Source organism: Marinobacter nauticus ATCC 49840 (assembly GCF_000284615.1).
Lineage (GTDB): Bacteria > Pseudomonadota > Gammaproteobacteria > Pseudomonadales > Oleiphilaceae > Marinobacter > Marinobacter nauticus.
In genome coordinates, this window is record NC_017067.1 from 2,187,833 (window position 1) to 2,199,739 (window position 11,907).

General features: G+C 56.7%; 10 protein-coding genes and 2 tRNA genes. 6 read left to right on the top strand and 6 right to left on the bottom strand.

All coding sequences use genetic code 11. From position 1 onward, the window contains the following. Positions 1–3: 3 nt before the first annotated feature. The 4 genes from MARHY_RS10155 to MARHY_RS10170 form a co-directional block, all read right to left on the bottom strand. The gene (locus MARHY_RS10155; protein ID WP_014421727.1) at positions 4–801 is read right to left on the bottom strand and encodes an MOSC domain-containing protein; all 798 of its coding nucleotides are present in this window, start codon (positions 799–801) and stop codon (positions 4–6) included. 131 nt (positions 802–932) lie between these two features. Beyond that, positions 933–1,008 (bottom strand) — tRNA-Gly (locus MARHY_RS10160). Positions 1,009–1,106: 98 nt separating this feature from the next. After that, the gene (locus tag MARHY_RS10165; RefSeq protein ID WP_014421728.1) at positions 1,107–1,853 is read right to left on the bottom strand and encodes a TetR/AcrR family transcriptional regulator; all 747 of its coding nucleotides are present in this window, start codon (positions 1,851–1,853) and stop codon (positions 1,107–1,109) included. A gap of 97 nt (positions 1,854–1,950) precedes the next feature. Continuing rightward, complete coding sequence (locus MARHY_RS10170) at positions 1,951–2,553, bottom strand: DUF924 family protein (protein ID WP_014421729.1); 603 nt, start codon at positions 2,551–2,553, stop codon at positions 1,951–1,953. A 101-nt stretch (positions 2,554–2,654) separates the two neighbouring features. Here MARHY_RS10170 and MARHY_RS10175 point away from each other — a divergent pair, with 101 nt between their 5' ends. The 3 genes from MARHY_RS10175 to MARHY_RS10185 all read left to right on the top strand — a co-directional run bounded on the left by MARHY_RS10175 (position 2,655) and on the right by MARHY_RS10185 (position 4,140). Further along, on the top strand, positions 2,655–3,032 hold the full coding sequence (locus tag MARHY_RS10175) for a sirohydrochlorin chelatase (RefSeq protein WP_014421730.1): 378 nt from the start codon (positions 2,655–2,657) through the stop codon (positions 3,030–3,032). Between the two features lie 40 nt (positions 3,033–3,072). Beyond that, complete coding sequence (locus MARHY_RS10180) at positions 3,073–3,978, top strand: TIGR01777 family oxidoreductase (RefSeq protein ID WP_014421731.1); 906 nt, start codon at positions 3,073–3,075, stop codon at positions 3,976–3,978. Between the two features lie 86 nt (positions 3,979–4,064). Next, positions 4,065–4,140: transfer RNA gene (locus MARHY_RS10185), tRNA-Glu, on the top strand. Positions 4,141–4,160: 20 nt separating this feature from the next. Here MARHY_RS10185 and ccoM read toward each other — a convergent pair. Continuing rightward, positions 4,161–4,310 (bottom strand): cytochrome c oxidase subunit CcoM, encoded by a 150-nt coding sequence (gene ccoM / locus MARHY_RS19095; RefSeq protein ID WP_022992482.1) that lies wholly within the window; start codon positions 4,308–4,310, stop codon positions 4,161–4,163. Between the two features lie 236 nt (positions 4,311–4,546). On the opposite strand from ccoM, the gene MARHY_RS10190 reads away from it, so the two are divergent. From MARHY_RS10190 to pta, 3 genes are read left to right on the top strand one after another with little or no spacing between them, the layout of a single operon-like run. Beyond that, positions 4,547–7,006, top strand: a complete 2,460-nt coding sequence (locus MARHY_RS10190; RefSeq protein ID WP_014421733.1) for a bifunctional diguanylate cyclase/phosphodiesterase — start codon at positions 4,547–4,549, stop codon at positions 7,004–7,006. A 16-nt stretch (positions 7,007–7,022) separates the two neighbouring features. Continuing rightward, a complete protein-coding gene (locus tag MARHY_RS10195) occupies positions 7,023–8,228 on the top strand; it encodes an acetate/propionate family kinase (protein WP_014421734.1) in 1,206 nt (401 codons plus the stop codon). 14 nt (positions 8,229–8,242) lie between these two features. Then, complete coding sequence (gene pta, locus MARHY_RS10200) at positions 8,243–10,396, top strand: phosphate acetyltransferase (protein WP_041654767.1); 2,154 nt, start codon at positions 8,243–8,245, stop codon at positions 10,394–10,396. A gap of 33 nt (positions 10,397–10,429) precedes the next feature. On the opposite strand, the gene der is transcribed toward pta, so the two are convergent. Next, a complete protein-coding gene (gene der, locus MARHY_RS10205) occupies positions 10,430–11,851 on the bottom strand; it encodes a ribosome biogenesis GTPase Der (RefSeq protein WP_011784640.1) in 1,422 nt (473 codons plus the stop codon). Between the last annotated feature and the right edge of the window lie 56 nt (positions 11,852–11,907).

Below are 11,907 nucleotides of genomic sequence, written 5' to 3' on the forward strand. Positions count from 1 at the left end.
GTATCAATTCTCCTGATTCAAAACGGTTACCTCATCGCCCACAGATATCTCGCCGGGCTTCTGGTGCACGGCATTTTGCCCAAAAATAACGCCGTCCCGGGTCTTTCGATAGCTGGCCAGAGTCTTGAGGGGCTGAGTGGCGGAATCTTTCTCGCCAGTATCCGGGTTGACCGTGGTCATCACACAACGGGAGCAGGGTTTGACAAGATCCAGCCGGCTTTCACCAACGCTGACGCTCCGCCAGGTGTCTTCCGCCCAGGCCCCCGCCCCCTCAACCACAATGTTCGGCCTGAAGCGACGCATATCAACCGGGGATTCGAGACGGGAATTGAGCTCATCCAGAGACGACTGGTTAACCACCAGCAACGGGAAGCCATCGGCAAAACCCACTCGGCGTTCAGCACTGACACGATCAGGATCCACCCTCCGGAAACAGCTATCAGGCATATAAACCAGCCTGAGCGTTTCTCCGCAATAGCGGCTCAAAGCCTCACCAGCGCGGCCGGCTCCGGCAGTGGCAACCAACTGATCACGCCAGACCGTCACTTCCACAGCGTCAGAGCCCACCTCGAGAGGGAAAATCCCCTCGCCAGGCACATCAATAACGACCACTCCCTCTTGCAGATCCGTTGTAACATTGGCGAGCTGAGGCAGCCGACGCTGAGTGACGAAGCGGTTATCCCCATCAACAATCATCCAGCGGCGATCACCTTGCGGGCCGAAATCATCCAAGCTGAAGCGGGACACGTCGATTCCAGCCAACGACTTGACCGGGTAGATATAGAGGGATTTCACCTTCATGGCTTCGCCTTCCTCAGTTGCCGGATTATTCAGGAAATGGCTGCCGAGTATAACTGACGAGACAGAGGTAGTGAGTGATTTTGCGAGGCTATAAACGAAGAAACCCGGCCTGAGGCCGGGTTTCCGAATTCTGGAGCGGGAAACGAGATTCGAACTCGCGACCCCAACCTTGGCAAGGTTGTGCTCTACCAACTGAGCTATTCCCGCTGATTGCTATCGGGCGTTGCCTGACAACGGATGCGTATTCTACTGATAACTCGGGGGCCGTCAACACTTTCGTGAAAAAATCTCACAGCCGCTGATAATCATGGTGCTCGCAGGTCTTCAGGCTCCACCCCTAGGGCCAACTGCACAATTCTGGCCACGGATGCACTCAATACCTCAGCCTCGGTGCCGGGCACTTCCAGCAGCAGATCGTAGCTCATACCCAGCACTACATTGACGATCAGGGTACCGTCCTGACGAGGGCACGGCGAATCCAGTCGTACCAGGAGCTGCTCGAGACCATCAATCCAGGACTGCCGATACCGACGAGCCACCCTGGCCAGACGGCCATCTCTGAGGGCCTCCATCAGAAACACCTGCTCTGCCAGTACCTGCTCCCTCCGGCGTGTAAACTGCTCCTGCATCCAGGCCCGGGCAAAGTCGGTCAGGCGCTGACACAGCTCCGGACGGAACTCAGCGCCGCGGCGCAATTGTTCCGCAGGCACACCATCGAGCACCAGATTCAGGGTGTCGTGGAAGGCTTTCAGTTCCGCACCGGCTTCCTTCGCGTACAGCATGAAGGCATCGCTGATCAACTCGTTGATGTCTCGGAAATAATAGGTGGTTGCTGCCAGGGGTACGCCTGCTTCCCTGGCGACGGAACGATGCTTGATACCTTTGATACCGTCCTTCGCCGCTACCCGGATGGTTGCCTTGAGAATGGCATGACGCCGGATTTCACTTTTCGCACGAGTGGTTCTGCCACCCCGCCCTGGGGCCCTGTTATTGTTGGAGATAGGTTTATTGGCGCCCGGGTTATCGCTCACCGCCGGGTTGGTAGATGACATCCTGTTCTTGCTCCGCTGCTTTTCTTGTTATCGCTGTAAGGGAGTGTGCACGTTATCGACAGTCAATTCGTTGAACCGATCATCAAACTGGCAAGCTCTACTGGCCAAAGCGCGGCCCGCCCTCAAGATAAGCCTGTTCATCCTGCGACGACGCGCGCTTCAGGGCTTTGTTGCGATGAGGAAATCGGCCAAAACGGGCAATAATATCCCGATGATCGCGAGCCGACTGAAGAAAACTGCCCAGAAAGTCTCCCAGAACGCCATCGGTGGTGGCAGACAATTGCTGATAGCATTCTACCGAAAGATCCTGATCCGCCAGCTTTTCGGAATGTTGTAACGGCATATAGAGGAAAGCACGCTGAACCGGCGGCAACTCCAGATCCTGTCCTCGCTGCATCGCGCCGCGACACAATTGCCGGGCCAGACGGTCGTTATCGAAGGCCATGGCGCCCCCGCGAAAAATATTGCGGGTGAACTGATCCAGCAGAAGAATCTCAGCAAGCGAGCCTCCGGCGGCTTTGCGCCAGTGATCCAACCCCTGCTCAGAGGCAAACAGCACCAGAGACAGAAACCTGCGCCGGATTTCCTGATCGAAGGCACGGTCACTGCGAAACCAACGGTTGCGATGATCGCGATCAGGAATACCGTTTTCATCTAATTCACCGAACCAGAAATCCAGAAGCTCTTTCCAATCGAACATCTGACAACTCCCTGATACATTGATTGTCAGGATCACTTTAAACGACCCACTGTCGTCAAGTTTACGGTCGCACCGACACAAACGACCAGATCGGAGATGTTATGACCCAACCACACCAGATTATTTTACTGGCCCACGGCAGCAGCGACGCACGCTGGTGCGAAACCTTCGAGAAACTGGCCGAACCGACCGTAGAGTCAATCAAGAATGCAGCCATTGCCTACATGGAACTGGCAGAACCCTCACTGGATACCATTGTGAACCGGGCCAAAGGGCAAGGCGTGGAGCAATTCACGGTCGTCCCGTTATTTCTCGCTGCGGGCCGCCACTTGCGAAAAGATGTCCCGGCCATGATCGAAAGGCTGGAGGCGGAACACGGCGTTACCATCCGCCTGGCTGAACCAATCGGGAAAAATCCGAGGCTTGGACTGGCCATCCGTGATGTGGTTAATGAGGAACTCGAGCGCTCTGAACACTGACAAAGAACCAACCACGGATTCCGATCGCAGGAGGGAACCCATGGACAAACGTATATTGGTTACCGGCGCCACAGGGTTTATCGGCCACATACTGTGCCGGGAGTTGATTGAACGCGGTTATGGGCTAACGGTTCTCAGCCGTCAGAAGCCGGATTCCGTGCGCTCCATCTGCGGCCGGGCAGAAGTCACGGATGATCTGGAAAAGTTGCGCGCACACCCGGGCTTCGATGCAGTTATCAACCTGGCCGGGGAAGGCATTGCCGACAAACGGTGGAGCCATGCCCGCAAGGAACAGCTGCGTGCCAGCCGCATTGATCTCACCCGCACCCTGGTCGGAGTGGTCAGAACCTGGAGCAACATGCCGGAGGTTCTGGTATCCGGCTCTGCCGTTGGCTTTTATGGTAACCAGGGGGATCACCTGGTTACCGAAGACACAAAACCCCATGATGAGTTCACACACCAACTGTGCCGGGACTGGGAACAGGAGGCGCTGAAGCTTGAAACTGATGGCGTACGCGTTTGCCTGTCCCGCACCGGCGTGGTGGCCGGCCGTAACGGCGGTTTTCTGCAACGCATGATCCTGCCCTTCAAGCTCGGACTTGGCGGAAAACTGGGCTCCGGACGGCAATACATGCCCTGGGTTCACAGGGACGACGTGGTTTCCGGCCTGCTCTGGATGCTGGATACGCCAACGGCAAGCGGCCCCTACAATATGGTCAGCCCGAACCCGGTCACCAATGCGGAATTCACCAGAACGCTTGCACAGGTTCTACACCGCCCTGCCGTTATACCGGCTCCAGCGCCTGCACTGAAACTGATGCTGGGGGAAATCGCCGGGCTGTTACTGACCGGTCAGAAGGCGATACCGGAACGGCTCAAACGTGAGGGTTTTGAATTCCGGCTTGCGGAACTGGAAGCCGCGTTGAGGGAAAGTGTGGGAACATAATTTTTTTAAGAAAAAGCGTTGACAGCCCCAGGCACCTTACTTAATATACGCGCCACCTCGACGAGGCAAGCTTTTGAAAACGTTGCGTCCCCTTCGTCTAGTGGCCTAGGACTCCGCCCTTTCACGGCGGCAACAGGGGTTCGAACCCCCTAGGGGACGCCAATTTCAAAGCTGTCTGCTCGTCAGCTGCCATGACCACCCTGGTGGTGTTTTCCTCCTTTAGCAGCATGGCTCTTCTGATCCTTCATGACGAAGATGCCGACTCCGACGAAGAAGCCAATCATCAGCAATACTGTGGCGATTCCGGCGATTACAACTGCGTCCATATACATGGCTATGTCTCCTGTACCTGTAAAACTTGATTAAGCTCAGGTTACGCCGGCACCGCCTGCCCCGTATTGATCTGCATCAAGCTCATTTCGTCATTGCAATAATTGCCAAAGTGAGACGCCCTGCCCCATTTCTCTCGGTTTATCCTGAGTTTGCAGCGCATTTGCCGTAAACTGCTGCTATAGTCGTAGGCAAGGGAATACAGGTAACAACGTCAGGGATCGCTTCTGTAATTGCTATGTCCGATACTTCCTTGGATGGTCGAAAAATCAAAGACATGCCAGACATTGCGACGCGTTTGAAACGTTTTCGTGCAGCCTCTCCTTTATCATTCCGGCTGGTGGCATGGATCCTTCTGTTCAGCTCTGCCTTTACATTGCTCGCGTCCGGCATTCAGATCTACTCAGACTACCGCGAGGACCTGTCCAAGATAGAACAGCGGATGCAGGTAATTGAGTCCGGTTACCGCTCCAGTCTTGCCCAGAGTCTGTGGGCGCTGGATCAAAAACACCTGCAAACCCAGATGGACGGCATTCTCAGCCTGCCCGATATCGAACATCTACGGCTCCGAATTGAACCAGACTCCGAACTGGTCATGGGCGAACTCCCACGAGACACCGATACCCTCACCCACAGTTTCGAGCTGATCTACCGGGACGATGCGGAATTCCGGCTGGGCGAGCTCACCATCACCGCCAGTCTGCAACGGGTGTATGATGAACTAAGGCGCCGGGTGGGCTTCATTCTTGCCACTCAGTTCCTGATCATATTTGTTGTTTCCATTCTGATTCTGTGGATATTCCGCCATCTGGTCACTCGCCACCTGGCGGACATGGCCGACTACACCCGGGATCTGTCATTGCGAAATCTTTCACGCCCGCTGGAGCTGGATAGGCCGGATACTCCTGCTTACCAGCGCGATGAGTTGGGTATGGTGACCGAAGCCATCAACCAGATGCGCGAACGGCTCACCGATGACGTTGCAAGGCGGGAACGGGATGAAGCCGAAATCCGGAAATTCTCCAAAGCCATCGACCAGAGCCCATCTTCGGTTCTGATCTGCGACCGGCAATGGCGCATTGAATATGCAAACCGGAAATTCAGCCAACTGACGGGGAACAGCCCGTCTGAAATCATCGGCAAGCATCCCTCGTCACTTATTGACCCCGGTGTGGATTCCCACGAAGCCAGACAACTATGGAAATCCATCAGGCTTCAGGTACAGCGCGTGGGCGTTTGGCAAGGCGAAGTCAATAGCACACGGAAAAATGGCGAGCGCTACTGGGAGCAGCTTGTGGTCACCCCTATCAAGGACAATAACGGTGAAACCACCGGTTACCTGATACTCGGTGAAGACATCAGCATCCGAAAACGTTACGAGCAACAGCTGTTGCGGCAAGCGAATTACGACATCCTGACCGGGCTTCCCAACCGCATGCTTGCGCTGGACCGCCTGAAACTGGCGCTGGCCCAGGCAAGGCGTGATGAGTCCAAGGTTGGGGTAATGTTCCTGGATCTGGACAACTTCAAGCACATCAACGATACCCTCGGCCACGACGCCGGTGACACCCTGCTGATTGAAGCCGCACGCCGGATCTCCAGCTGCCTGCGCGGCACCAGTACCGTTGCGCGGCTGGGCGGTGATGAGTTCCTTGTGGTGCTGCCGGGGCTGAACGGGCCGGACGCCTCTTCCCAGGTTGCCGAACGTATTCTGAAAACCTTCGCACCGCCGTTCATGCTCAGCGGCCAGGAAGTGTTTGTCACAACCAGTATTGGCATCGCCACCTTCCCGGACGACTCGGATAACAGCGGCACCCTGCTCCAGCACGCCGATGCGGCCATGTACGAGGCGAAACACAAAGGCAAGAGCGCCTATGCCCGTTTTACTCCGGAGATGAGCGAGGTTTCTCACGAGCGTCTGCAAATGGAATCTCACATGCGCAAGGCCCTGGAGCTGGGTGAATTCGAGCTCTATTTCCAGCCCATTGTCGACACCGCCAGTGGTGGCCTGGTGGCGGCTGAAGCCCTGCTTCGCTGGAACAATCCGGCCATGGGCATGGTGATGCCAGATCGCTTTATTCCGCTGGCCGAGGAAACCGGCCTGATCATTCCGATCGGCGAATGGGTCGTCAAGGAAGCCTGTCAAGCCGCGTACTGTTGGCAGGCGATGACCGGGCGTGAGATCAGCATTGCCGTCAATGTATCACCACGCCAGTTCCGGGACCCCGGGTTTACCGACGCCATCATGCGCGCGCTGAACGACAGCAATTTACGGCCGGAACTGCTGGAACTGGAAATCACGGAACGGCTGATTCTGGACAATTCCATCGAAACCGCTGATATCCTCAAACAACTCGACAAAGTTGGAATCCGCTTGTCGGTCGACGATTTCGGAACTGGCTATTCGGCACTCAGCTATCTGAAAAGCTATCCGTTCGATACCCTGAAAATCGACAAGTCATTTGTTCAGGATGTCCTGAAAGAAAACGAAGATGCTTCCCTTGTCCGCGCGATCATCAACATGGCCCACAGCCTAGGCCTGAAAGTGGTTGCCGAAGGGGTTGAGGAAGAGGACCAGACTCACTTCCTGAAAGCGGAGCATTGCGACTACTCCCAGGGTTACTTCTATAGTCGCCCCCTGCCCGAGCAGGACTTCATTCACTGGCTCGAAACCAATGAGCGGGCCAATCTAAAGTAATCAATACGGCACAACCATGGACGACTCAATCCTGGTCGTAAACTGCGGCAGTTCATCACTGAAACTCGCCCTGTTTGATCACGACCACCAGAAAATCACCTCTGCCCTGGCGGAAAGACTTAACCAATCCGATGCCTTTGCTCGCATCAACGGCGATGAAACACCGGTTCACTTACCTTCCGGTGCCAGCCACAGCCAGGCGCTGGCAGCACTGGTCAACGCATTTAATGACCGGGCTCTGATGACGGGCGAACCCAAGGCTGTTGGCCATCGAGTGGTGCATGGGGGCGAAACCTTCCGTGAGGCTTCGTTGATTGATGATCAAACAGTGTCCGCCATTGAAGCCTGCGCAGCGCTGGCCCCCCTGCATAATCCGGTAAACCTCGCGGGCATTCGCGCCATGCAGGCGCTGTTCCCGAACGTTCCACAGATCGCGGTATTCGATACCGCTTACCATCAGACCCTGCCCGAGCGCGCTTACCGATACGCACTACCGGAACGGTTCTACAGCGACTGGGGAGTGCGTCGTTACGGCTTCCACGGCACCAGTCATTATTTCATGGCACACGAGGCCGCTCGTCTGCTGGACAAGACACCGGCCACCACCTCAATTATCTCTGCCCATCTGGGTAACGGTTGTAGCATCACAGCGATCCAGAATGGGCTCAGCGTCGATACCAGCATGGGCCTGACTCCGCTTGAGGGACTCGTGATGGGCACCCGCAGCGGGGATGTCGATCCCGGGCTGTTCGACTACCTCGCAAGTCGGGGTATGAGTGCCGGTGACGTTCACGAGATGCTGAATAGAGAAAGCGGATTACAGGGACTCTCAGGCCAGACAAACGACATGCGAACCTTGTGTGAGCTGGCTGACCATGGCCACGAACCCTCACAGCTGGCAATTGACGTATTCTGCTTCCGCCTGGCGCGGTATATTGGAGCAATGACCGCGTCCCTGACAAAACTGGACGCTCTGGTCTTTACTGGCGGCATCGGTGAAAACAGTGCCCGCATTCGCCAGGACACAACCCGACATCTGCACCTGCTTGGGATTGAGCTGGATCCGGACCTCAACGAGCATCACGGGCGCTGGAGTGATGGCCGCATCAGTTCCCCGGACTCGCGTTATCCGGCGCTGGTCATTCCCACAAATGAAGAACTGGTGATTGCCCGAGAAGCCGCCCGCCTGGCCGCTGCCGGCACCGAACACTCCGAAGAATGAAACCTGGAACAATCATGGCAAAAAGTCTTTTCATAGCCCCAACCTCTCTTGACTCAGGCCTGACATCCGTATGCCTTGGTCTTCTGCGTGCCCTGGAACGGGAAGGAGTGAGCGTCGGCTTTTACAAACCATTCAGTCAGTCCGTACACAGAGGCGAAGCGCTTCATAACGACGGCAAGGATTCTTCGGTGGCCTTTGTGCGTGCCCGCAGCCACCTCGAACCACCCGACCCGATTCCTCTGAAACAAGCCCAGCAACTGTTGAACCACGGCAAAGCCGACCTGCTGATGGAGAACGTCGTCGGTGAATACCAGAAAGTCGCCAACGAAGCGGATGTGGTCATCATTGAAGGATTGGTTCCGGACAGAACCGAAGCCTATATCGCGCGGCTGAACGTGGAAGTCGCCCGCAATCTCGGTTCCGAAGTGATCCTGGTGAGCACACCGAAGAGCTGCACTGCCAGCGAGCTCGATGATGACCTGGATTTCTCCTCGCGCCTGTTTGCTGCACCGTCGGATCCGGACGTGATTGCGGTCATTCTTAACAAGGTGGGAGAACCACAGAAGTCCGGTATGGCACTGGATCATCCGCCGGCAAGTGAAGCCACCGAAACCGATTATCACACCTCCTGCAAAGTATTCGCGAACGGCCGCTTCCAGTTGCTGGCGCAGATTCCCTGGCAACCCCAACTGCTGGCACCCCGGGTCTCTGATGTGGCGCGAGAGCTTGGTGTTCCGGTACTGCACGATGGGCAAATGCACTCACGGCGGGTGCAGCGGGTATCAGTGTGCGCCAGATCCATCCGCAACATGACCGACACCCTCAAGCCAGGCACTCTGATGGTCACGCCTGGTGATCGCGAGGATATTGTGGTGGCCACGGCCGTTGCCGCCCTCAATGGTGTCCCGCTTGCCGGACTGATGCTGACAGGCGGCCTGATGCCGGACGAACGGGTTATAGAGTTGTGTCGGCGAGCACTGGACACCGGTTTGCCAGTGCTGAGCTCGGAAACCAATACCTACGAGAGCGCCCACCTTTTGGCAAATCTGTCTTCAGCCATTCCCATTGACGACCCGGAGCGTATTGAAGAAGCCATGGAATCTGTGGCCCGGCGAATCAACACCCAGTGGCTGCAGGAGCACCTGAAAGTTCAGCGCCAACGTCGGCTCTCGCCTCCGGCATTCCGTTATCAGCTATCGGAGAGAGCCCGGGCTGCAGCCAAGCGGATCGTCTTGCCAGAAGGCAGTGAACCCAGAACCATTCAGGCAGCCATTATCTGCCATCAACGTAACCTCGCTCATTGCGCGCTGATCGGTGATCCACACGAAATTCGCTCAGTCGCCGCCTCCCAGGGCGTGGAACTGCCAAATGACCTGGAAATCATAGACCCGCAATCGGTGCGCGAGCGTTACGTGGCACCCATGGTGGAGCTGAGAAAGCATAAAGGCCTGACACCGGATATGGCCGAAGCCATGCTGGAGGATAACGTCGTTCTGGGTACCATGATGGTGGCCATGGACGAAGCCGACGGACTGGTATCCGGCGCTATTCATACCACGGCCAACACCGTGCGCCCTGCCCTCCAGCTGATCAAGACCCATGACAACGCCAAGGTGGTGTCATCGGTGTTCTTCATGTTGTTACCGCAACAGGTGCTGGTATATGGCGACTGCGCCATCAACCCAGACCCGAATGCCGAGGAACTGGCCGATATTGCCATACAGAGTGCGGAATCTGCTGAAGCCTTTGGTATTGAACCTGTGGTTGCGATGATCAGCTACAGTACCGGCGAGTCCGGCAGCGGTGAGGATGTCGACAAGGTTCGCGAAGCCACCCGCATTGCCCGGGAACGGCGCCCGGATCTGCTCATTGACGGACCACTGCAATACGATGCTGCGGCGATTGAGAGCGTGGCAAAATCCAAAGCCCCGGGCAGCAAGGTAGCCGGCAAGGCTACCGTGTTTGTGTTCCCGGACCTGAACACGGGCAACACCACCTACAAGGCGGTGCAGCGCAGTGCCAATGTCGTCAGCGTGGGGCCCATGCTCCAGGGCTTGCGAAAACCGGTAAACGACCTGTCCCGCGGGGCCCTGGTGGAAGACATTGTCTTCACCATTGCCCTGACGGCAGTGCAGGCAAAACAGGTCGCGGATGCAGGAGCCGCCTGATCAGGGCTCCTGGCAGGGACTAGCCCCGGCAGATCAGCGTTTAACGCTTTTCTGCCGGGTCTTCTTGATCCGACGGCCTTTCTTCAGGTCGTTGTCCTTCTTGACCTTTTGCCGAGGCGTCAGACGGTCGACCTTGGTTGCAAAGGGGTTCTCGCCTGACTTGAATTCAAACCGTATCGGCGCGCCCACGACTTTCAGCACCTTTCTGAAGGTGTTTTCAAGGTAACGCTTGTAAGCACCGGGCAGTGAATCCACCTGATTACCATGCACCACCACAACCGGCGGGTTGGAGCCACCCTGGTGAGCGTATCGCAGCTTGATGCGGCGACCATGAACCATCGGCGGCTGGTGTTGAGCAACGGCATCCTGAAGGATTGCAGTCAACCGGTTGGTTGGCCACTTTGACATCGCGGATTCATAGCAGGCCTGGACCGACTCATACATGGTTCCCACGCCCGTGCCGTGCAGTGCCGAGATATAATACTTGTCCGCGTAATCTAGGAAATCCAGGCGCCTGGCCACTTGCTCTTTTACCCGGTCACGGTCTTCCGGATCCATGCCGTCCCATTTGTTGATGGCGATCACCAGTGAGCGGCCCGCATCCAGTACAAACCCGATCAGGTGCAAATCCTGGTCTACCAGTCCCTCCCGGGCATCGATCACCAGAATCACGACGTGGGCATCATCAATCGCCTGCAGTGTCTTGATAATGGAGAACTTCTCCACCGCCTCGCGAACATTCTTTCGGCGACGAACCCCGGCAGTGTCAATCAAGGTATACTCATGGCCCTGGCGCTCATAGGGAATGTAAACGCTGTCGCGGGTAGTGCCCGGCATGTCGTACACCACCACCCGATCTTCACCGAGCATGCGGTTAACCAGGGTAGACTTGCCCACATTCGGCCGTCCCACCACACCAATCCGGATACCCGGGTAACGATCCGCCCGGTCCTGGTCTTCCGGATTTTCCGGTTCCGGCAGCAGCGCTTCCAGCAAAGACAGGATGCCGCGGTTATGGGCCGCCGCAATCAGAAACGTGGATTCAAACCCCAGACTGTAGAAGTCCGCTGCCGCCACGTCCGGATCCTGGCCATCGGTCTTGTTAACCACCAGATGAGCCTGTTTGCCCGATTTGCGCAGATAATCCGCGATCATTTCATCGCCGGCGGTCAGTCCTGCCCGACCGTCCACAAGAAACAGGACAATGTCCGCTTCTTCTACCGCCTGCATTGACTGGCGAGCCATTTCGGCGTCAATACCGGCTTCGTCACCGGTCAGGCCGCCCGTATCGATAACGATGAACTTCTGGCCTTCGTAGTTGCCCTCACCGTATTTACGGTCCCGGGTCAGCCCGGGGAAGTCCGCTACGAGAGCATCCCTGGAGCGGGTCATCTGGTTAAACAACGTGGACTTACCAACGTTGGGGCGGCCTACAAGGGCGATAACTGGGGTCATATTGATCTGCTATTCAAGAAACCAGAAACCCGGCACGCAGGCTAAAGCCTGGGCCG